Origin of the sequence: Methylobacterium sp. J-076 (genome assembly GCF_022829405.1) — a bacterium.
Classification (GTDB): domain Bacteria; phylum Pseudomonadota; class Alphaproteobacteria; order Rhizobiales; family Beijerinckiaceae; genus Methylobacterium.
In genome coordinates this window covers 366,952-387,976 of sequence record NZ_JAKSXW010000149.1, presented here as the reverse complement: position 1 = coordinate 387,976, position 21,025 = coordinate 366,952, and the positions used below count along the sequence as shown (strand labels likewise).

The 21,025-nt window shown below is 68.1% G+C and carries 16 protein-coding genes and 1 pseudogene; 6 read left to right on the top strand and 11 right to left on the bottom strand.

The window, feature by feature from the left end; genetic code table 11:
* Positions 1-3 precede the first annotated feature (3 nt).
* From MKK53_RS24050 to MKK53_RS24025, 6 genes and pseudogenes are all read right to left on the bottom strand, one after another.
* Positions 4-402, bottom strand: coding sequence for a hypothetical protein (locus MKK53_RS24050; RefSeq protein ID WP_243931482.1), 399 nt, complete (start codon positions 400-402; stop codon positions 4-6).
* Positions 399-2,873, bottom strand: coding sequence for a hypothetical protein (locus MKK53_RS24045; protein WP_243931481.1), 2,475 nt, complete (start codon positions 2,871-2,873; stop codon positions 399-401). The genes MKK53_RS24050 and MKK53_RS24045 overlap by 4 nt, the downstream gene beginning before the upstream one ends.
* A gap of 1 nt (position 2,874) precedes the next feature.
* Positions 2,875-3,096 (bottom strand): hypothetical protein, encoded by a 222-nt coding sequence (locus MKK53_RS24040; protein WP_243931480.1) that lies wholly within the window; start codon positions 3,094-3,096, stop codon positions 2,875-2,877.
* Positions 3,097-3,115: 19 nt separating this feature from the next.
* Positions 3,116-3,421: a hypothetical protein gene (locus tag MKK53_RS24035; RefSeq protein WP_243931479.1), complete on the bottom strand. Its 306-nt coding sequence runs from the start codon at positions 3,419-3,421 to the stop codon at positions 3,116-3,118.
* Positions 3,422-3,662: 241 nt separating this feature from the next.
* Positions 3,663-5,558: a hypothetical protein gene (locus MKK53_RS24030; protein WP_243931478.1), complete on the bottom strand. Its 1,896-nt coding sequence runs from the start codon at positions 5,556-5,558 to the stop codon at positions 3,663-3,665.
* A 415-nt stretch (positions 5,559-5,973) separates the two neighbouring features.
* A pseudogene (locus tag MKK53_RS24025) lies at positions 5,974-6,192 on the bottom strand (IS630 family transposase); the annotation flags it as partial.
* Positions 6,193-6,924: 732 nt separating this feature from the next.
* Here MKK53_RS24025 and MKK53_RS24020 point away from each other — a divergent pair.
* From MKK53_RS24020 to MKK53_RS24010, 3 genes are all read left to right on the top strand, one after another.
* Positions 6,925-8,004, top strand: coding sequence for a molybdopterin-dependent oxidoreductase (locus MKK53_RS24020; RefSeq protein WP_243931477.1), 1,080 nt, complete (start codon positions 6,925-6,927; stop codon positions 8,002-8,004).
* Between the two features lie 213 nt (positions 8,005-8,217).
* Positions 8,218-8,631: an ester cyclase gene (locus tag MKK53_RS24015; RefSeq protein ID WP_243931476.1), complete on the top strand. Its 414-nt coding sequence runs from the start codon at positions 8,218-8,220 to the stop codon at positions 8,629-8,631.
* A gap of 269 nt (positions 8,632-8,900) precedes the next feature.
* On the top strand, positions 8,901-9,578 hold the full coding sequence (locus MKK53_RS24010) for a haloacid dehalogenase type II (RefSeq protein ID WP_243931475.1): 678 nt from the start codon (positions 8,901-8,903) through the stop codon (positions 9,576-9,578).
* A 30-nt stretch (positions 9,579-9,608) separates the two neighbouring features.
* Here the strand turns inward: MKK53_RS24010 and MKK53_RS24005 are convergent, their stop codons facing one another.
* From MKK53_RS24005 to MKK53_RS23995, 3 genes are all read right to left on the bottom strand, one after another.
* The gene (locus MKK53_RS24005) at positions 9,609-10,532 is read right to left on the bottom strand and encodes a molybdopterin-binding protein (protein WP_243931474.1); all 924 of its coding nucleotides are present in this window, start codon (positions 10,530-10,532) and stop codon (positions 9,609-9,611) included.
* Complete coding sequence (locus MKK53_RS24000; RefSeq protein ID WP_243931473.1) at positions 10,529-11,350, bottom strand: cytochrome b/b6 domain-containing protein; 822 nt, start codon at positions 11,348-11,350, stop codon at positions 10,529-10,531. Before MKK53_RS24000 ends, MKK53_RS24005 begins: the two co-directional genes overlap by 4 nt.
* Before the next feature lie 141 nt (positions 11,351-11,491).
* A complete protein-coding gene (locus MKK53_RS23995) occupies positions 11,492-11,728 on the bottom strand; it encodes a hypothetical protein (RefSeq protein ID WP_243931472.1) in 237 nt (78 codons plus the stop codon).
* A 456-nt stretch (positions 11,729-12,184) separates the two neighbouring features.
* On the opposite strand from MKK53_RS23995, the gene MKK53_RS23990 reads away from it, so the two are divergent.
* Positions 12,185-14,098 (top strand): hybrid sensor histidine kinase/response regulator, encoded by a 1,914-nt coding sequence (locus MKK53_RS23990; RefSeq protein WP_243931471.1) that lies wholly within the window; start codon positions 12,185-12,187, stop codon positions 14,096-14,098.
* 151 nt (positions 14,099-14,249) lie between these two features.
* A complete protein-coding gene (locus tag MKK53_RS23985; protein ID WP_243931470.1) occupies positions 14,250-16,040 on the top strand; it encodes a cation:proton antiporter in 1,791 nt (596 codons plus the stop codon).
* A gap of 87 nt (positions 16,041-16,127) precedes the next feature.
* Here MKK53_RS23985 and MKK53_RS23980 read toward each other — a convergent pair whose 3' ends face one another.
* Positions 16,128-17,681 carry a carbohydrate porin gene (locus MKK53_RS23980; protein ID WP_243931469.1) on the bottom strand — a complete coding sequence of 518 codons (1,554 nt, stop codon included), beginning with the start codon at positions 17,679-17,681 and terminating at the stop codon, positions 16,128-16,130.
* A gap of 137 nt (positions 17,682-17,818) precedes the next feature.
* Here MKK53_RS23980 and MKK53_RS23975 point away from each other — a divergent pair, with 137 nt between their 5' ends.
* Complete coding sequence (locus tag MKK53_RS23975; RefSeq protein WP_243931468.1) at positions 17,819-18,877, top strand: CorA family divalent cation transporter; 1,059 nt, start codon at positions 17,819-17,821, stop codon at positions 18,875-18,877.
* A gap of 33 nt (positions 18,878-18,910) precedes the next feature.
* Here the strand turns inward: MKK53_RS23975 and MKK53_RS23970 are convergent, their stop codons facing one another.
* Positions 18,911-20,884: an AI-2E family transporter gene (locus MKK53_RS23970; RefSeq protein WP_409564423.1), complete on the bottom strand. Its 1,974-nt coding sequence runs from the start codon at positions 20,882-20,884 to the stop codon at positions 18,911-18,913.
* Positions 20,885-21,025 lie beyond the last annotated feature (141 nt).

Sequence of the window (21,025 nt, the reverse complement as noted above, 5' to 3'; positions counted from 1 at the left end):
TCCTCAGCTCTGGTACTGGCTGGACCAACCGGTGAAGGTCCCGCTGAATCCGTCCGTCCCGAGGACCGTCGTCTTGGTGTCCTCGGCGTAGGATGATCCCCGATTCGCGGTCCATCCGATGACCTGCGCGTTCATCACCTTGACGAAGGTGCGCGACCCGTCCGGGTTGTCCCGGGGCGACGACGTGTTGATGGGCGAAGGGAAATACTGGATCTTCGCGAACGAGCCGTAGGCCACGTCCCGCCCGGGCACGGGGTCGGACTGGTCCGCCGTCGTGTCGACTTGGGACGTCCCCGGGGCGCGGGGCGCGCCCGCGGTCGAGCGCAGGTTCCTTTGGATGAGGGACTGGATGGCATCCGCGAGCTGGTCCGCGTTGCCGACGATGGTGCCGTCGTCGCTCATGGCTCTCCCCCTCCCGCCAGGTCGATCCCGCGCGGCGACGTCAGCAGCGCCGCGTGGACCCGGTAGATGCGCTCGATGACCGCGTGGCTGACCATGAATCTCATGTTCACTCGCAGTGTCGTCGGGTAGTCCCGCGTCACCGCCCGCGGGTCCCCGCCCGACGCCGCCCGCGACAGCGCCAGGGCCATCTGCCGGTCGGCTTGGTTGTCGACGAACACCTCGCCGACCGCGTACCAGGGGTCGGACAGCCGGTAGGCGTCGACGGGCAGCACCAGGTCGTCCGGCGTGACGACGGCCTCGATGTTCCCGCCCACGGTGATGATGGAGCTCGTCGCGGCCACGGACGGGGCGAGGAGCGGGTTCTGGGGCGCGACGGCCTGCACCGGGGCGAACGGGGTCGTGCGCCCGGCGGCGTCGACCGTGCCGTTCGCACCGGTGCCGAGCGGCACGGCCATGGTCAGCCGCACCGTGGCGGATTCCCCCGTCACGACGCGCTCGATGACCGTGACTTTGCCCACCATGGGCGTCGCCTTGTCGCCGTCCTTGAACAGCAGCCGCACGCGCTGGTGCAGCGTGAGGTCCCGTGCGAGCGTCCACGGGTACGTCCGGGAGATGCTAATCATCTCCAGGCGGCGCAGCGCGGCCGCACCCATCCGGCACAGGGCGTGCTGCAGGCAGCCGCGGCCGCGATCCGTGTCGAAGAAGCTCGGCGCCCGGGGGTCGGGCATCGGCGCGAGGGTCCCCAAGTCCCTCCAGTTGACCGGCAGGTACTGGACGGACACCGACAGGCCCGAGATCCCCGCGGAGGCCTTCGAGACGGGCTCGTAGAACCGGATGTTCCCGTCGACGAGGCTCTCCCAGACCCGGCCGAACAGGCTCACGCGGTCCCCGGTCGAGTAGACCGTCTCCGGGGCGTAGGGCGCGATGCCGGCGGCCACGAGGAGGTCGCCGAGGTTCACCGTCGGCAACGTGGCCGTCTCGGTGGCCTGGACCGTCACCTGCGCCTGGCAGTCCAGCACGAAGTCCACGACCTCGCGGCGGGGCTGGCTGTACTCGTAGGCCACCCACGCCGCGGTGTAGCGGACGGACCGGATGTTGAAATTCCCGGTCTCGGAATGGACGTACGTGTAGGGGTCGCCGTACGTCGTGGTCGGGGCCTGGTAGTTCCCCTGGTCGTCGGTGTAGCCCGGGTGGACCGTGTAGTCCTGGTAGGTCGCCTGGATCGTGCGGCCCGTGAAGAAGGGGGCCGACTGCGACAGGACGGACACCTGCCGCCAGTCGCCCTTGGTCCAGCCGGACCAGCCCTGGAAGTCGAGCTTCTGGTCGGACCCGCCCTCGACCACCTTGTCCTGCATGGACGAGATGAAGCCCGACGGGGACGCGGCGGTGGCGATGACCGAGGCGATGTCGACCGGACCCGCGGCGTGCTGCTCCCATTCGGCCACGACGCGGAATTTCACCGCCTTCACCGGCGACTGGCCGGTCGAGGAATCCGTCGAGGCGTCGTCGCCCAGACCGCCGAGGTCGACGACGGGGCCGGTCAGGAGCGGCTCCAGCGTGATGGCGTGCGTGACTGGGTCGACGTGCCAGGCGGCCGCGCGGGCCTCCAGCGCCGTCGTCGCCAGGTCGTTGACGTCCCCGCCGTACAGCGGGTCGTAGAACGGCAGGCCGGCCAGCCCGGGGTCGCCGGCGGCGTAGGCGAAGCCCGACCCGGTCAGCTTCGGGTCCGCCAGGTTGACGTAGACGTCCACGGTGCCGTCGAGCCCGGGCACGAGCCGCATGACGACGCCGTAGGTGTAGAAGGCGCCGTGGGTCGCGTCGGAATCGCCCGACACGCCGATGAGGGCGAACTGCCCGGCCTGCGCCGCCGCCCGGGCCGCCGCGGCCGCCGTCGCCGGCAGCGTCAGCACGAGGAGCGCGTTCGTGGCGTTGATGGTGTTCCAGGGGACGCGCGCGTAGACGGAGCGCACCAGGTCCTCCTGGAAGAACGACCGCACCTTGATCGCGCCGGCCCGCAGGTTGCCCCACGAGGCCACGGAGCCGGGCGTGCCCGTGAACACGACGCCGATGCTGCCCGGGTCGGGGGTCGGCACGACGCGCACGGTCCACGGCGGGATGGCCGCGCCGGAGCACGCCGCGTTGGCCGCCGTCTGGAGATCCGTCTGGAACGACGGCGAGCTGCACTTCAGCTCCAGCGTCGCCTCGTTGCCGGTCAGCGACTTCGGGGCCGCCACGACGCGGGCCCGGCACAGGATCTTGGCGTTCGCGACCGTCCCGTCCGGGCTCTCGACCACGGCCACGTTCGTGGACCGGGTCAAAATGGAGAGGCCCGGGTTCCTGATCTTCAGGGAGGCCTCCGCCTCCTGCCCGCGGCGCTCGGTCAGCCGGAATTCCAGCACGTCGACGGCGCCGGCCAGGCTGGCGTCGGTGATAGGGTCCTGCAGCCCAAGGAGGTGGACGAGGTGCAACATGTCACGCTTCCTCGAACTCGGCCGACCACTCGACCCGGCCCTCGGTCTCGGGATGCCGGCCGGACGTCGAGTTGCGGGTGACGGCGAAGGCCGGGCGGAACGCGACAATGAGATCGTCGTCGGTGGCGTCGGCCGAGACTCCTGGGGGAAGGAGGGCCCCGGGGCGAGGCGACGCGACGGAGCCCGAGGTGAAGGCCGAAGACAGCCGGGGACAGCGTAGCACGTGCCCGCGATTCGGTCGGTCAGTTGCGAGGCGTGGCGGCTACCGTGAGACGGGCGATGACCCGGTCCCTGGCGACGGCGGCATCGAGGCCGCTCGCGATGGAGAGGCCCGCCATCGCCTCGACGACGACCTGATGGACGGTGACGGCCCCGTTCCTGCACTTCATCCGGCCCTCGGGCGAGAGATGGCCGTCGAGCGCCTTCACGAGGCCCCGGACGATGGCTGCGTCCGCGTCGGCCTCGGCCTTGCGCGCCTCCCGCCAAGCCCGTGTCTTTGCGGCGGCGATAACGCGGGCAAGGGAGCGGGCGGGCTCGGAGACAGGCATGGGAATGTTCATGCCGGGATGATGCCACCCCCAGTCGCAAGGGACATCGGGGCCGCCTCTATACACGAAAAGACCATCATGCGGTTTTTTCGGACATAGAGCGGGGCTTGAAACGGCGACGCCCCGGCACGTGCTGGTATCGACCATACGCCGTGCCAGGGCGTCTCGACCGTGGTGCAGTCGCCCCGCCGAGGGGTGCCGACACTATACACCCTGCGACGCCGGCCACAACGGCGCGCCGCTACAGACCCGGGGCGATCTTCGGTGGTCTCGGCCGATGCGGGTCGTAGCCCATGGCCCGGATCTCGGCCGCCCGGGCCGCCATGAACTCAGGGTCGCCAGCCCGGACCGTGCCGTCGGGTTCCGTGACCTGCCAGACCGAGGGTCGTCGACAGTCCTCCCATGACCGGCGTGGGAGGGGTGGAGGGTCGTGAGGAAGGGACACGGGGTACTCTGGGGGCGGGACGAGGATGGACGAGGCGGAGGTCAGGTCCAGGGAAGGCCGCACAGGCCCCTCAATTTTGGACCGTGGGTGGTTCCGCCTTTGACGCGCGAGGGGCCTAGCCGGGGCTGGCTGGACAACCGGCGCGGGTTTCGAAGGTTCTTGACTACGAGGGTCGTGACCGAGGTCCGTGAGGAAGGCCACCGCGAGGTCATGGTCTAGCTGGACCGAGGTTCTTGATACAGGGCCTCCTATAGGGGTCGGAGATACGGAACCGGGGTCTACAGAGACAGGTCCGGCGGAGGCGGAGGTTGGGGGTTCCGGAGGAGTGACCCGGGGGGCTGGGGGAGGTCCCACCGGGGAGGCCGGAGAGGCCGGGAACGACCCCCCTCCCTCATTATGTAGGATGGTTCGAAGCGAACCCCTTGTAATACCTCGATATAGTTGGTTGCTGGCGGCGGTCAAAACCTCCGCCATTTTCGCGGTCACGACACCCTCGGTTCGGGCCGGGGTGAGGAAGGAATCGTGGACCGGGAGGCACGGCACCCCCGCATTCCTGCACCCCTCCATGACCGCCGTCGCCATGTCGCTGTCGATGCGCATCAGCCTCACGCCGGCATCGGACCCGAACAGGTGGGCGATGGGCCGGTTGGCCTCCCGGATGTCTTCCAGGATGCGGGCGGTCTGCCTGGCCCCGTATCGCCACACGGGCTCGCCGTCGTCTCCGACCTCGGCGCGCTTGCCCAGTAGGGCCCCGATGGCTTCAGGGATGGTGCGGGCGTTGACGGCGGTGTTGAAGGCTAACTTCCCGGCCGCCCGTGGCCAGTAGCCCGTGGTGTAGGGGTCGTGGGCGATGACCTCGCCGGCCATGGCGTACAGCAGGGTCGGATGCAGCCACTGGAAGTCGGGCTCGATGCAGACCTCACCGTTGATGAGCAGTTCATTCCGCCTGGCCTTGGGCAGGCCCTGCCACCAGCCGTAGTACCGGCCGTGGGCATCGAAGCTCGACCGGCTGAATATCCGCACCACCTCGGGGGTGGGAGTTGGCAGCGTGCAGGCCCACGTCTCGCTGCTGTTGCCCTTGACCTTCCGGGCGTGCAGGTGGTGCGCGCTGCGCCTCCAGTTCGCCTGGTCGGCGTCCGGGGACACCGTGACGTCCATGGTTCCCAGCCAGCCGTTGATGCGGTCCACGCCGGCGCGGAGGCGTTCGGTCCGCTGCGTGTCCGCGAAGTCGACGAGCCCGCCGGTGTCGTCCCGGAGGATGAGCGAGCAGCGGCGGCGGTTGTACTCCAGGGGTGTGTCGCCCAGGCGTGCTAAGAGGGCCGGATAGGCCCTTGCCGCGCTCTGGATGCGCTTGGCCTCGTCGGGATGGAGGTGGGCGCCGGCGACCTGCACAAAGTTGTCGACGAGGCCGGCCTTTGCCAGACGGTCGATGGTCCTGCACACGCGGGCCTTCGTGTACGGCGTGTCCCGGTACCGGCCCGGGACGTCGTAAAAGTCGCTAGACCGGGAATAGGAGACGCGCCGGTTCTGGCCGTCGGCCTCGATGCGAAGGGAGGCAATGATGCTCGCCTGAACTCGCCGGTCGTCTGCGGTGCGGCCCGGCGTCAAGCCGAGGCGCTCAATGGCGGCCGGGTCGGCCCTCCATCGGTAGCTGAGTGAGGCGTCCGACCCTCGGACGTACTCGGAATGCATGAGGTCCTCTCGGCGGGCACGTCGGCTCGCCGGGGCACCACACCCGACGCGACAGTCCATCGTCCCCTGTGGTCCCGCCTCGAACAAGGGCACCGGGAGCCACGCGCACCCTCGCGCGACCCCGACTCCAAGCGTTAGGGGCAAGCAGGTGTCGTCCCCAGCGAGACGGCGATCTGGCCATGGGGATCACCCTGAGTCCGAATGCCGGATAGTCCCAAGACCCCTGAGCCACCGAAACCTCCAGAGACGGTCTCCCTGACCGTTTCAGGAGCTAAGTATTAATTTTCTTGGGTCGCCGCTCCCAGCTGCCCGTAGTCTCTCCCGTTGCCATGGAAAATTACATAGAGCCCATGGCCATTTTGGACCGCCAATGATGAAACGCGTGGATTGCGGCCAGGCGGAATTCGGTCATGGCGATCAGGCCGCGCAGGAACGCCTCGTGCGGATCGAGCTTGGAGCGGTGTGCCCGCTCTTGGGGCCGGGCCGCCACTATGCCGGTCGTGGCCAGTGCCGTCATCCAGCGGACCGCTGTCGCAGCCCCCTCCCCGAAGCGCTTGGCCGCTTGCTGGCGCGAAGTCGCGCCTGCCGCGTCCACTACCCGCTCACGCAGATCCTGGCTGTAGGGTCGGCCCATGCCATGCTCCTAACCTGGATCGCGCATTGAATCAGCCCAGCAGCCGTGCGTGAGCCCCAGCCATCCGATTCAGCTCAAACCGAAAACGCTCTAGTTATAGCGACACCGCAATTGTGCGTCATTAAAGCTATATTAAGCATAGATTAAACATCAATTTGACGATCGAACGATTTGGGGTATTATAAAACCGCTGCCTGGCCATCTCTCGGGACCGGTCGACCGTGCGTTATCGCGGATGACCCACTGCTCGCCCTTAAGGCGATCATTGAAGCAGCACCGTGCTTACGCGCGGAATAAAGGGCCCAACTCGTGCAAACGAGCTGGGCCCTTTTGCATTATGTTCTTGCAAAAATGACTGTATTGCAACAAGAGCAATGCGCCCAAATAACTAGTGGAAATATTCATTTTTGGCACGCGAATAGGGCGAAAGCACGACTATCTTGGTTAAATCGTGAGCGAGGCAAAATACAAACACGAAAGGATAGACCAGACCGCCCATAACGGTCCGTCCAAACCATCGATCCCCGGGGCGGGACTCAGCTTTTTTTCGGTTGGGCACGAGAAACGGCTCGGAAAAGGTCGGTCCGCGAGGGTCCTTGCGACGTTCGGCGAAGGCTCGACCGAACCCAGCGGTTGCGCAGTGCTGCCGCCGCCCTGGCCCGTGGATGGCCGAATGACCCTTCCCGTCGCCGGCGCGTTCACTCCAGTGACCTCACCCGCACTGGAGCACCAATGTCGAGCCTGAGCGAGCGGAAGGCACGCCTGATGGTCCACGGCGACCAACCCTACAACGCCGAACCGCCCCTCGACCGATTGCGGGCCGCCTACCGGACGCCGGCAAAGGACTTCTACGTCCGCTCGCACGGCGATCTACCGGATCTCGACGAGGCGAACTGGCGCCTCACCGTTGATGGCGGAACCGGTACCATGCTTCAGTTGTCGCTATCCGAACTGCGGACCCGCTTCTTGGAAACCACGGTCACCGCCACGATGCAGTGCGCTGGCAATCGCCGCGCCGACATGCGGGCGGTGGCACCGGTGACGGGCGACCCGTGGGACGCCGGCGCCATCGGCACCGCCGAATGGACCGGGGTACGGCTCGGCGACGTCCTGCGCGCGGCGGGGGTCGCCGAGCGCATGGCCCTCCATGTCGCTTTCGAGAGCCACGACACGGTCGAAGGTCACCATTACGGAGCCTCGATCCCGCTCGCCAAAGCCATGGCGCCCGAGACCCTGCTGGCCTACGCCATGAACGGCGAAGCCTTGCTCCCGGAGCACGGCTTCCCGGTCCGCGCGGTGGTGCCGGGCTTCGCCGGCGTGCGCAGCCCCAAATGGCTCCGGCGACTGAGCGTCCAGGACCACCCCTCGGACAACCCGATCCAGGCCGGCGATTACAAGCTGTACCCGGCCGACGTGAACGCCGAGACCGCCGATCCGGCCAACGGGCACACCATCGACACGATGCCGCTGAACTCGGCGATCTGCGAGCCGGCACGCGGGGCCACCCTCACGTCAGGGGACAACAGGGTCCGGGGCTACGCGGTAAGCGGCGACCGGGCCATCGTGCGCGTCGACGTCTCCGGGAACGGCGGCCGGTCCTGGGTGCAGGCCGAACTCGAACACGAGGCCGACGCCCCGTTCGCCTGGACGTTCTGGAGCGCGGACTTCGACCTGCCTCCCGGCGAGCATGAGCTCGTCGTGCGCGCGTGGGACGAAGCGGGCCAGACGCAGCCGGCACTGCCGGACGAGACCTGGAACCACAAGGGCTACCTATGCGCCTGTTGGCACCGGGTGCGGGTGAACGTCACCTAGGAACGGGTGACACGGTATGCCGACTCCATCCGCCTTCGTGGACGACGTCCCCGCCAGCGGTCGATCCAGCATCCCGCCACGATCCGCCGTAATGCCCAGCCGTCATCTCGACCCGGTCGTGTGCGGCACCAGCAACATCCGACCGCGGCGGGAGTTTACCGTGTGTCAAGATGCCGGACGCCGGTTCGCCGCATCCAAGCCCCAAGGAACACCATGTCCCGCGAGACCAGCATCCAGGCCACCGAGAAATTCGGCGAATTCGTAAACGGCGGCCGGTTCGATGCTTTCCCCGAGGTCGTCGCCCCGGATTGCCACGATCACGACCCGGCGCCGGGCCAGCACATGGGTCCCGAGGGATACCAAGCGTTCTTCACGCAGCTCCGCTCCGCCTTTCCCGACATGCAGGTCGAGGTGGAGAAGCTAGTCGCGGACGGGGACGACGTCGCCTTCGCCTACACGCTCACCGGCACGCACCAGGGCGACTTCAACGGCCATAAGCCGACCGGGAAGGCCATCAAGGTCCGCGGCATGCAGATCGGTCGCTTCGTCGAAGGCAAGATGGTCGAGCGGTGGGGTTCCTCCGACGAGCTCGGCATCCTCAAGCAGATCGGTGCCATCGAGGGATGACGAATTCCTCGTCCGCCGTTGTCGGTGACCTCAAGGCTGCGTTCGGCGGATCGGCCAACAGTTCCACCGGTACCAGGTAAGCTTTCCCTTGTCGGCGTCATGACCGAGGCCGCGGGATGATCGAGACGGGCCGGCTCTTCGATGGGCCGGCCGGTCACTGCGGCCTGGTACGTATCCGGCGACGGACACCCTGACGCAGGATGGATGATTCGGTGTGAGACCCTTTGGTCCTCGTCGGTTCCCGCGTGACTATCGCATTCGGAAAACCCATGCCCGGTCGCCCCAAGGTCGTCGCCTTCGACATCATCGGTACGGTGTTCAGCATGGAGCCGATGCGGCCCGCGCTGGTGGCGTTGGGCCTCCCGGCGCTGGCCCTGGACCTTCTCTACGCGACCGGCTTGCGCGACACCTTCGCGCTCGCCGCGACCAACACCTTCGCACCCTTCCAGTCCGTCCTGTCGGAGTGCCTCGACGAGTTGCTCGCCATGCATGGCCTGGAAGCCTCCTCGAAGGAGAAGCATGCCGTCCTCGACATGATGAAGGCCCTACCCCCGCACCAGGACGCGAGGGCCGCGTTCCAGGTCCTGGCTGACGCCGGCATCAGGGTCTTCGCGCTGAGCAATGGGGCCACCAAGACCACGCAGGGGCTGCTTGCCGCGGCGGGCATGGATGGGCTGGTCGAGCAGGTTCTATCTGTCGAGGACGTGAAGCTCTCGAAGCCGCGTGGCGAGGTCTACCTCTACGCGGCGCAGGCCGCAGGCGTCGCACCCGGCGAGATGGCCCTGATCGCGACGCACCCTTGGGACCTGCATGGTGCCAAGGTCGCTGGGTTGATGTCCGGCTGCGTCGCTCGTGGGCGGCCGTACTCAGCGGTGCTGCAAAGGCCGGATGTCATCGGAGAAACCCTGCTGGATGTATCCTCGAAGATGGTCCGCATCGAGGGATAGCGTGAACGCCGACGTTGCGTCGTCGCCGCCTCAGATGCCGGCATACCAGGCGTAGCCCTGGTCCTCCCAGTAACCGCCCTTGCCCTCGCCGATGTTGGCGAAGCTCTCGACCACCTCGATCCGCATAACGTACTTCGCCTGCTTGTAGCCGAGGTTGCGCTCGACCCTCAGGCGCAGCGGGGCGCCGTTCGACACGGGAAGCGCCTCCCCGTTCATCTCGTAGGCGAGGATGGTCTGCGGATGGAAAGCGTCGACCAGGTCGATGCTCTCGTAGAACCGCACCGGCGTCCCGCCGCTGGCCGCGTCGTCATCCGCCGCCTGCTGGCCGCCGGAGTCCTTCTTGCTCTCGTCGCCGCCCGACTGCTTGGTCATGCTCGGGTTGGCGTTGCCGGCAGGGACCTCGTCGGCCTCCCCGTCGTCTTCCCCGCCTTCGAGCGAACTGCCCTGGTCCATGGTGTCGGCGCAGTGGAACACCACGTAGCGCGCCTGCGGCTTGAGCTTGGCGAGGTCGAGCAGTTCGGCGACGGGCACCCCGGTCCATTTGCCGATGGCGCTCCAGCCCTCGACGCAGTCGTGCCGGGTGATCTGGGTGCGGGCGGGAAGCTGGCGGAGTTCGGCCAGGGACAGCTTGAGAGGCGCCTCCACGAGGCCTCCGACCACCAGGTGGTACTTGGCGAACTTGCCCTTCGCCAGGGCCTTGTAGGCCTTGTCCGGTGGGTCCTCGGTGCCGTTCGGCTTGAACCACGGCGAGATGTCGGCCTCGGCGTATTCCGGTGCCAGCGTCGCCTTGCCCAGGAGCAGGCGCTGTACGAACAGGTTGGCGTCCTCGCCCGTCTTAAGCGTGCGCTGGAACCACTCCGCGTTGCCGAGGCGGTCGCAGCCCCCGAGCATGGCCGCCGCGGCGTTAGCGGAAGCCCCCAGCAGGAGGGCGCGTCGGTTGGGTAAGCGGCTCATGACCGGGGTTCTCCTCCGGCGGAGACGGCCGGCTCGACCTTGCGCTCGATCACGAACCACCCGGTGAGCATCCCGCGCATTTTGTTCCGGAAGCCCGATAGCAGGATCAGGACGACGTGCACGACTACAAACAGGACCAGCAGGGCCGCAACGACGAAGTGGACCGTGCGGGCCGACTGGCGTCCGTCGAACAGCGTCAGCAGGAAGGGGAACGCCGCGTCCATCGGCGGGGACATCGCGAGCCCGGCCAGCACCTGCACCGGCAGGAGGACGAACAGCACGACGAGGTAGGTGAGCTTCTGGATGACGTTGTAGCGCTTGGCCTCGTCTCCTTGAGGGAAGCGCAGCGTCAGGTGCTTCCAGATCGACGCGCCGAAATGCCGTATCTGGTCACGCGACGGGATCACCCGGAACCGCAGCTGCCCGCTGACCAGACCGTAGAGAAGGTAGGCGAGGCCGTTCAGGACGAAGGCCCAGGCGAAGAAGAAGTGCCAGGAACGGCCGCCGGTGAGGCCCTGGTCGCTCGGCAAGGTCGCCCAGGCTGGGAAGCCGCGGTCTGCCGCCTCACCGTCTGCGCCGGTCGAGGAACCCAGAACACCGTTGGTGTCGAAAGTCCGCCCCAGGACCGTCGTGACGCCCTTCGGCGGGTCGTCCTCGGTCGAGGACATCGCCAGCAGCGGCGCGTCGAAGGTCGAGACCTTGCCCCAGTACAACGCCGGATGGGCGTTGAAGATCTGCAGGCCGCTCATCAGTAGAACCAGCAGGCAGACCGCGTTCACCCAGTGGGTGACCCGGATGACGAGGGGATGGCGGAACATCCAGCGGCGTCGCTCGACTTCACCGGCCTTGGGTGCTGATCGGGTCAGATAGGTTCGAGCCAAACGGTCTTCCCCGCACTCTGAACGGCCAGGGCGGAGGCCCCTGAAGCGGGGCCTCCGGAAGCGCACGGCGCCTCGGAATTACATGCCGCGGTTCATCATCATCCGCTTCTTCATCATGCGGCGCTTCATCATGTGCTTCCGCATCATGCGCTTCTTCATCATCATTCGCTCGCTGCGGTCCATGCGGACCTGGGTGACGGCAGAGGAGCCGGCCTGGAGACCGTTCGGGCCCATCGGGGCCGCGGAGGCGGCGCCAGCCCCGAACGCGAGGCTGCCGAGTACCGAGGCGGCGAGGGCAAGGGTGGTGATCTTCATTCAATCTCTCCTGTACGGGGAAGAAATCCCCTTTCGCACAAGGAGGGAAGAGAAGGTGCCGCCACCAAGTTCCTGATTTATCGAATATAAATCGCTATGTGGGAGCGTCTGGACACGACAAAGCCGACGTCGAGACAGGGCCTCGCGCCGCGCCCAGGCCGGGCGTACGCCGACTTGTACGGAGGCGTGCAGAGGAAAGTTTCAGACCAGACCGGTGGCCCCGACAGCCCACTCACGCCGACGCGGCCAGTTTCCGGTCACGCGAGGCCAGGCGGAGAGGTCGAAGGTGCAGACACTCCCCGGGGGCCTACGAAGGATCGAAGCCTGCTTCACGAACCGCTCCCGCTTTGCAAAGCGAACGCGGCATGACACTCCTCCGGGATGGTCAGCTCGTACGGATTCATCAACACCCTGTCCCGGCACCGGCCCTCCAGCACCGTGCGCTACGGGGTGACGGTGCTGGCCATCGCCGTCATGACGTTCGTGCGCTTCCTGGCGCCGGCCTACGTCGCTCCCTTCCTGCTCTACATACCCGTTCTGCTGGCGGTGAGCCTCGCCTTCGGCCGGGAAGCCGGCGTGCTGACACTGGCACTGTCGACCGGGATCGCGACGTGGTTCTACACCCGGGATGGGAGCCTCAGCGGCGTCGACCTCTCCCTCCTCTGCCAGTACGCGGCGGTCGGCGCGGTCATGGTTTGGGTCTGCGACGCCCTGCGAAGGTCCGTCGTTCGCAACGAGGTGACACTCGGAAGCCTCGACGCCGCGAACCGGGTCCTCGTCGGCAAACAGGCGGAACTGACTGAGGCCAACGCACGGGCGGAGGCCGCCAGGGAGGCGGCGGAAGAGCACAGCAGGGCGAAGAGCCGCTTCCTCGCCAACATGAGCCACGAATTGCGCACGCCGCTGTCCGCGGTGATCGGCTACTCTGAGATGCTCGAAGAGGAGGCGGAGGAGCTCGGCCAGGACAGCCTGCTGAAGGACCTCGGCAAGATTAAGTCCAACGCCCAGCACTTGCTCGGGTTGATCAACGACGTGCTCGACCTCTCGAAGGTCGAGGCCGAGAAGATGGAAATCTACCCGGAGGACATCGACATCGCGGCCTTCGCCACCGACGCCGCCGGCACCGTCGAGGCGTTGGTCGCGAAGAAGGGCAACGTGCTGGCGATGGACGTCGCGGCGGACGTCGGCCAGGCCCGAACGGATGCGGTGAAGCTGCGTCAGTGCCTATATAACCTGCTCTCGAACGCCGCCAAGTTTACCGAGGGCGGTACCATCACCCTCCGGGTCGCGCGCGAGAGGGATGCGGGCGCGGATTGGCTCCGATTCAGCGTGGCGGACACGGGCATAGGGATGAGCGCGGAGCAGGTCGGACGCCTGTTCGAGCGCTTCACCCAGGCCGACGAGACCACCACGCGCAAGTTCGGCGGGACCGGTCTCGGGCTGGCCCTGAGCCGTGCCTTCGCGCAACTGCTCGGCGGCGACATCACCGTCGCCAGCGTCGAGGGCCGGGGCACGACCTTCACCCTACGCATCCCCGCGGCCGCCCCGGACCATGCCGTCGAGGCACCGTCGACGGTACCCGAGAACCAGGTCGGCATCGGCGATCTCGTGCTGGTCATCGACGACGAGGCCAACCAGCGCGAATTGATGACCCGGTTCCTCGAACGGCAGCGCTTCGCCGTACGTACGGCGGGCGACGGACGCACCGGTTTGGAGCTGGCCAAGTCGCTCCGTCCCCGGGCCATCCTGCTCGACGTGATGATGCCGGAGATGGATGGTTGGTCGGTGCTCGCCGCCTTGAAGGCCGATCCGGAGACGGCGGGCATCCCCGTGGTAATGGTCAGCTTCGTCGCCGACGCGGCCTTAAGCGCATCCCTCGGTGCGGTCGAGGCGGTACCCAAGCCAGTGGACTGGACGCGCCTCCGCACGATCCTGGACCAGTTCCGGGCGGCGGACGGCGACGTGCTCGTGGTCGACGACGACGCCGACATGCGCCACCGCCTTCGAACCGTGCTGGAGCGCAACGGTTGGAGCGTCCGCGAGGCCGGGAACGGCTGCGAGGCCCTTGACCAGGTCCGGCATGGCGTTCCGCGCCTCGTGCTGCTGGATCTGACCATGCCGGTCATGGACGGCTTCTCGTTCCTCGACAGCCTGCGCGACCTGCCGGGATGCGCCGAGGTCCCCGTGGTGGTGCTCAGCGCGCGTGACGTCACGGCCGCGGAACGCGACCGCTTGTCAGAGGCCGACCAGGTGCTGCGTAAGGGTGACGCCAGCCTGCAGGACATCGCCACCGAGCTGCGCAAGCTCGACAACCGCCAGGCGAATGCCGTGGATGCGACCACGACTGCAGCCGTATCGGGAGTCCTATGATCCTCGACCCGTTGTGGGGCATGCCATCCGGCTCATACGCCGGAGGTGGCACCGATCCCTCCGCCGGTGAGGCAGTCGGACTGCCACGGCGATAGGCTTGCCCGGAGGGGGATGGATGGAACACGGTTTAGCGACGGCGGTGCTCTGCATCGTGGGTGGCGGCATCGCCGCCCAGGTGCTCGCCGCGCGCCTGCGCATCCCCGCCATCGTGCTGCTGCTCGCGCTCGGGTTCCTCGTTGGGCCCGTGCTCGGCCTGCTGCACCCCACCCGCGACTTTGGGGAAAACCTGCGACCCCTTATCGGGTTGGCCGTGGCCATCGTGGTGTTCGAGGGCGGTCTGGCCCTCGACTTCCGCGAACTCAGGGCCTCGGGCGAGGGTGTGCTGCGGCTCACTGCCTTCGCGCTGCCGGTCAACTTCGTCCTGGGCACCCTCGCCGCCCACCTGATCGGCGGGATGATGTGGGGGCCCGCCTCGGTGTTCGGCGCCATCCTCGTCGTCACCGGGCCGACCGTGATCCTGCCCCTGCTGCGCCATGCCCGCCTGGAACGACGGTCGGCGGCGTTCCTGAAGTGGGAGGCCATCGTCAACGACCCGGTCGGGGCCATCCTCACGGCAGTCGTCATCGAGATCCTGGTGGGCGTACCCCACGGCGCCGGCGAGACCCCGGCGGCCGCTTTGGCGCTCCACCTCGCCGAAGGCGTGCTGGTGGCGGGCGGCCTCGGCGTCGGCTCCGCCCTGTCGGTCGCCTGGGCGTTCCGGCGCGATCTCGTCCCGGAAACGCTCAAGACGCCCGTGCTGCTCGCCCTCGCACTCGTCGCCTCCGTCGTCCCGAACCTGCTCATGCACGAGGCCGGGCTGATCGGCGCGACCGTGTTCGGGATCGCGCTGGCCAACCGGCACGTGCCGGGCCTGGGCGAGTTGCGGCGGTTCAAGGAGGCGCTCGTCGTCCTGCTCGTGTCCTGCCTGTTCGTCGTGCTGACTGCCGACCTCGACTTGGGCGTCCTCGGAAAGCTGTCCCTGCCGATCCTCGGGCTCGCGGCGGCCATCCTGTTCGTGGTTCGCCCGGCCGCCATTTGGCTCGCGACGCTGGGTAGCGACTTGTCCCGGCGGGAGCGCCTGTTCGTGGGCTGGATAGGCCCCCGCGGCATCGTCGCGGCCGCCGTCGCCGGCTTGGCCGGGCCTCGTCTGAGCGAGGCGGGTCATGCCGGCGGCGACCTGATCCAGCGCACCGTGTTCGCGGTCATCGTGGCCACGGTCATCCTCCACGGCTTCTCGCTGGGGCCGCTGGCCCGACGACTGGGACTGTCCACCGCGGCCGAGACCCAGCGGCTCGCCGTCGTGGGAGCGTCTCCGTGGGCGAGCGACATGGTCGTCGCGTTGCATCGCGCGGGGGTGCCGGTGGTGCTGATCGATACCTACCCCGGCGCGCTCCAGACCGCCCGCGATGCGGGCGTGCCGACCCTGCAGGCCGAGCTGCTCTCTCGGCATGCGGAGGAAGGCTTGGCCGACCATCCCCCGGACCACCTTCTCGCCGCGACCCGGGACGAGCTCTACAACGCGTTGGTGTGCACGCGGCTGGCCCCCGAGATCGGCCGCGAACGCGTCTATCAACTCGCACTCTCGGCAGATCATCTCCTGCACGAGGATACCGGCGTCAGCCGGGATACGCGAGGCAAGGTGCTCGGCGACGGCGGGACCGACTTCGACGCGCTGGCCGGGCGGCACGAGGCTGGATGGCGCTTCGATGTCGTTGCCGCAGACACGGGGGCGCAGGTCGACGCGCTTGCCTTGATCGTCATCAAGACGGACGGGGCGGTCGACCTCCTGTCGGTCGACAACGAGCACGCCGTCCCCGCCGAGGAAGACCGCCTGCTCGTCCTGGCGCCGCCGAATGTTTACGGCGCCGACCAGGTCGAAGAGCCATCGCGAGCGCACGTATGACGACCGGTATCCGGACGGCATCTACCGAAATGGGATCACCCTAGAGGCGGCCCCCCCTCCGAGGGACCGTACGATGTCGAAGCTCGCTCAATAGGTCAGCGTAGCCCGCATACCCACGACCGTGGCGTTCCTGATCCGGCGTCCGAGCTCGTCGCGCGGGTCCGGGACGTTGCCCCCCGGATGGAAGACGTACTGGACGTTCGGCTGCACCGTGACGCCCGGACCAAGGACCGCTTGGTACGTCGCCTCGACCAGCGCCTCGAACCGGCGGCGCGGCATCGCGACACCCGTCTCCAGGATGGTGTCCCGGTCGGCCCCGCGGGCGGATGACGAGATGCGCGCGTAGGACACGGCGACGCCGGCGGTGTCGTTCGACCGCCCGGGCATCAGCCCGCGGTAGCCCACGCCGGCGTCGAGGTAGAGGTCAACCAGGTTGCGGTCGCCGGGCGAGGCCATAGCGCGCACGAATGCGCTTGCGCCCTGACCACTGTCGTCCGGCTCTCGGTACACGGTCTGATCGATGATCCCGTACAGGCCGTCGTTGCCCCGAAACCTGCGGGCGACCCCGCTGGTCGAGGGGTCGGCGAGCGAGCGACCCGTGTCGTCCACCCTGAGCGAATCGAAGCGGCCGAAATGGTGCCACCCCCCGAAGGTCACCGTCCCGGGCTCGGCGAGTACCGCCCCCGTCCGGTCCCGTTCCTCGACGTTGTACGCGTAGGCTGCCTCCGCGATCAGGAACGCCGGGTCGGAAAGCCGGAAGTTCGTGCCGGTACGGTTGCGCCGCTGCGGGTCCGGGTCGTTCCACGGCCGGGCCGGTCCGGCCGGGTCACCGTCGAACAGCCCGACTTGGAACGACAGGTTCGGCGTCGGCAGGTATTTGGCCCGGACCGCCGGGGCTCCGAACGGGTAAGCCGGGCCGCCGCTCGGCAGGTTGGTCCCGGTGAGGGTCGGCCATCCGAACGTCGAGTTGATGAACAGCGTCGCGGTCTGGCTGACCAGGAACTCGGTGTCGGCGGCGACCTGTCCCAACTTGATGCCGAGTTGGCCGTCGAGAAATTGCTGCTCGATCCAGAGTTCGTACAGGCGCGTCGATGGAAGCGCCTCCAGTTCGCTGACCACGGCGAGGTCGTTGACGGCGGCCCGGGACAGCCCTGCGCCGTTGATCTGGAAGGCCTCGACCCGGAACGCCAAACCCTTCCATCCCGCGAGTCGGTCGAGGTCGGCATCGAGCTGCATGTCGAGGCGACCGAGGACGGTGGCTGTGCGGCGCGTGCCGCCGCTGGTGTCCCCGAGGATGTCGGCGATGGCGTTGAAGCTGAGGACGATGCCCCGGTCGGACAGGAAGCGGCGCAACCCGGTTGGGTCAGCGGCATCGCCGAGCGTCGCCTGGATCGAGGTCGTGGCGACGGCGGATGGCTTGCCGGATACCTCGGGCTGGGCGACCGAGGTGCGCGGGTCGCCGCCGGCGCCCGTGTTGGCCGTCTGCCCGGACGCGGAAAACGGCGCGCAGCCCAGGCACAGGGCCGCGGCGAGCGTGGCGCGCGAGCCTCGCGCGTTGCGGACCCGTCGACGTGGCCGCGATGGGCTGGTCGGCTCGCCCGGAAACCGACGTATCCCATGGATGTCGCGTAGGCTGTCCATGCCACTCGTCGATCACGCGCGATTCGAGTACCGACGAAACCCTACGGGCGCTGCGTCAGCGTACGCAACGTCCCACGTTACGGTTCGGCCCCAGGCATAGGCGCTGCTGCCAAGCTGAACGTGGAGTGGATTTTCCGATGAAGTCTTTGGATCGCTCATTGGTCACCGAGAGCAGGACGCCGGCCGCATCGAACGTCGAGGGATCGGGCCGGGGGTACGAGCCGCTCTGGGCCATGGCGTTCGACTTGGACGGGCGGGGGCGGCCCGTCCCGCCGTCGCGAGCCACAAAGGACCTCGACGCGTTCGGCGGCGGGTTCCTTTGGGTGCACTACGACCTGGATGCCGCGGATATCGGCGACTTGGCCCGGGACGGAAGGTTCGGTCCCACCCGCCTCGCCGGGGCCGTGTTCGGACGCGACGAGCATCAGAGGGTCACGGTGGAGGGGGACCATATCGGTGGCGTCGTCGCCGACCTCGCCCGCCCCGGCGCCAAACCCGCACCGGCCGGGCGGCTCCATTTCGTGTTGGGACCGCGCAGTCTCATCAGCGGTCGCAGGGGCCCCGCCGAGAGCCCGGACGCGACGCGGGCGGCGGTCGAGCGTGGGAACGCCGTGACCTCGCCGGTGCTCCTGCTGGAAATGCTGGTCGGCCACGTCGTGTCGGCGATGGCCGCCACGGGCCAGAAGCTCTCGGACGCGCTCGACGGGATCGAGGACCACATCCTCGTCGAAAGGCCGCGCGATGACCGTCGCCGCCTCGGTCCGGTTCGACGCGACGCGGTGCGGCTCCACCGCCAGCTTCTCGGGCTGGCCGCGGTATTCCACCGGTTGGAGACGGACGGGGCGACCGACGAGATCCACGCGGGGGCCGTCACCGCGGCGGCCCGCCTGGCGCAGCGACTGGACGCGCTCGACCGGGACATGGCCCTGCAGGCCGAACGGGCGCGGCTGCTGCAGGAGGAGGTTTCCGAGCGCATCGCCGAGGAGACCAACCGGCAGCTCTACGTCCTGTCGATCCTGTCCGCCCTTTTCCTGCCGCCGACCTTCGTGACCGGGCTGTTCGGCATGAACGTCAAGGGCCTGCCGTTCGGCGACAACCCGCGCGGCTTCCTATGGGTCGTGGCCGTCTCCGTCGTATCGGCCGTCGCGACGTTCGTCCTGATCCGCCTGCTAGGCATCCGACCGCCGCGACGGTGAACGCCGTATCCGGCAGCGTGCGACGTCGGACCGTCAGGCCACGCGCACCAACGTGGGCGACCCTTTACCCGGCGACGAACCCTCGGCGACCTTAAGACAGGCATCCACGGCCTCGCGCAGCGACGTGACGTAGGCGTCCGCCCCGACCTCGCGGCCGAGGGCCGCATCGGTCAGCACCTTCTCGCCGGTCGGCCAGAGCCCGACCACGATAGGGACCCCCGGGGCTCTCCGCTTCAACCGCTCCAGCAGGTAGCGAAGGTGCGAAGGATTCCCGGTGATGTCGAGGTACGAGATGCACACCATCGCCACGCCGGAGAGGTCGAGTTCGCGGATGCCCTCGCGCGAGGCGGACTGGTGGGGGGTTATGCGGGCGCCGAGCCCGTGCTTGCGCAGCAGTTGCGCCAGCATCGCCGAGGAAGCCTCGTCGAGCGGGCCGCGCCCGGCCAGGCACAGGACCGGCGCCTCGCCCCGCCATGCCTCCGGCAGGGCGTCCCGCGGCGGGGCCTGCCCTGGTATCGCCTCGGTCTTCGTATGCGCCCGTTCGGCCAGGGTCGGGGTGTCCGACGGGTTCACCGCCTTGTCGTCGACCGTCGGCTCGACGTCGTCGTGGCCCTCGAAGTCCTCCACAAGGGACCGTGCCGAGGCGCGGATGTTCTCCAGTTGGGCAGGGGTGACGACCCCGCGGGCGTGGTCGTTGGCAGCGAGTTGCAGTCCCTTCAGCGCCACCTCGTCGTAGTACGACGACAACGAGCGGTCCTTCAGCATGCCCTCGGCCACCTCGCGAACCTCGTCCGGGTCACCCGCGAGCATGCGCTGGTAAAAGTTCTCGACCGGGGTGAGCGGCGGCCGGTCGCCGAGCAGCACGTCGAAGAACTCCAGGCTGTCGACGTGCCGACCGAGCACCACGAGGCAGACAGTGAACGGGGTTGCCAAGATCAGGCCGATGGGCCCCCAGAGGAAGCCCCAGAACAGGGTCGAGACGATCACCGCGAAGGGCGAGAGACCGGTGGAATGCCCGTAGAGCAGTGGCTCGACCACCTGCCCGAACACCGGCTCTGCGATCAGGAACAACGCGGCGGTCGAGATGACCATGGACCAACCCGGGTCGACCGCGGCTGCCAGAGCGACCGGGAACACGCCCGAGACGATGGCGCCGATGTACGGGATGAAGCGCATGATGGCAGAGAGCACGCCCCATAGCAGCGGGTTGGGCACGCCGATGAACCACAGTCCGACACCGACGATGATGCCGAAGGCGGCGTTCATGCCGAGCTGGGCGAGGAAGTAGGTCCCGAGCCGACCTGCCGCGTCGTCCATGGCCACCGTCGTGCGGTGCAGGTCGCTCGATCCGAACAGGCGGATCATGCGATTGCGCAGGTCCTCGCGTTGCAGGAGCAGGAACACCACCACGACGAGGACGATGCCGACGTCGGTCAGCGGCGAGACGACCGGGCCGAGCACCTTCTCGGCGAGCGCCAGGGGCGAGGGCTCGGGTTCCTGGACGCGCACGAGCTGCGCCTTGGGCGTATCGCCCGTCGGACCGGTCTCCGCCGTGGTGCCGGCGGCGTCGGCCTTTTGCGTGACGTCCTGGACTTGATGATTGAACTTCTGGAGAAGCTTGTTGGCCTCGCCGAGCCAGCCCTGCTGCAGGCCGGCGAACTTCTTCTGCACGGTCGTCTGGTACTGCGGCAGGTTACCTGCGAGCCCCGCGACCTGGGTGCCGATGACCGCACCGATGCCGCCCAGAACGGCTAGCGCTAGCAGCACCGCGACGATGACCGAGGGTACCCGCCCGATCTTGATCCGCCGCAGCAGGTTGACCACGGGCGCCAGGACGAAGCTCAGCAGGATGGCTAGCACGAGGGGGACGAACACCTCGCGCCCGAAGTACAGCGCGGCGATCAAGACGACGCCGACGGCGAGGGTCAGGAGGCCGCGCAGGCCGGGCACGAGCGGCGGTGGAACCTGGGCGGGAGGCTTCGGGGCATCGGTGACGGCCATCGGCATACGCTGGAACTCCTCGCCGCCCAGCAGGGAACGGCGTGCCAGCACATAACGCCGTCGGCTCCGTTTCGTCCCGATACGCTCGCGACGGTGGGTACACGCCCCGGATCGACTGCACGAGCCATCCGATTCCGGAACGACCGG

Excerpts from the sequence above, each read along its gene's own strand:
- MKK53_RS24050 (WP_243931482.1), bottom strand. The coding sequence starts at position 402 with ATGAGCGACGACGGCACCATCGTCGGCAACGCGGACCAGCTCGCGGAT.
- MKK53_RS24045 (WP_243931481.1), bottom strand. The coding sequence starts at position 2,873 with ATGTTGCACCTCGTCCACCTCCTTGGGCTGCAGGACCCTATCACCGAC.
- MKK53_RS24035 (WP_243931479.1), bottom strand. The coding sequence starts at position 3,421 with ATGCCTGTCTCCGAGCCCGCCCGCTCCCTTGCCCGCGTTATCGCCGCC.
- MKK53_RS24030 (WP_243931478.1), bottom strand. The coding sequence starts at position 5,558 with ATGCATTCCGAGTACGTCCGAGGGTCGGACGCCTCACTCAGCTACCGA.
- MKK53_RS24020 (WP_243931477.1), top strand. The coding sequence starts at position 6,925 with ATGTCGAGCCTGAGCGAGCGGAAGGCACGCCTGATGGTCCACGGCGAC.
- MKK53_RS24015 (WP_243931476.1), top strand. The coding sequence starts at position 8,218 with ATGTCCCGCGAGACCAGCATCCAGGCCACCGAGAAATTCGGCGAATTC.
- MKK53_RS24010 (WP_243931475.1), top strand. The coding sequence starts at position 8,901 with ATGCCCGGTCGCCCCAAGGTCGTCGCCTTCGACATCATCGGTACGGTG.
- MKK53_RS24005 (WP_243931474.1), bottom strand. The coding sequence starts at position 10,532 with ATGAGCCGCTTACCCAACCGACGCGCCCTCCTGCTGGGGGCTTCCGCT.
- MKK53_RS24000 (WP_243931473.1), bottom strand. The coding sequence starts at position 11,350 with ATGTTCCGCCATCCCCTCGTCATCCGGGTCACCCACTGGGTGAACGCG.
- MKK53_RS23995 (WP_243931472.1), bottom strand. The coding sequence starts at position 11,728 with ATGAAGATCACCACCCTTGCCCTCGCCGCCTCGGTACTCGGCAGCCTC.
- MKK53_RS23980 (WP_243931469.1), bottom strand. The coding sequence starts at position 17,681 with ATGGACAGCCTACGCGACATCCATGGGATACGTCGGTTTCCGGGCGAG.
- MKK53_RS23975 (WP_243931468.1), top strand. The coding sequence starts at position 17,819 with ATGAAGTCTTTGGATCGCTCATTGGTCACCGAGAGCAGGACGCCGGCC.
- MKK53_RS23970 (WP_409564423.1), bottom strand. The coding sequence starts at position 20,884 with ATGCCGATGGCCGTCACCGATGCCCCGAAGCCTCCCGCCCAGGTTCCA.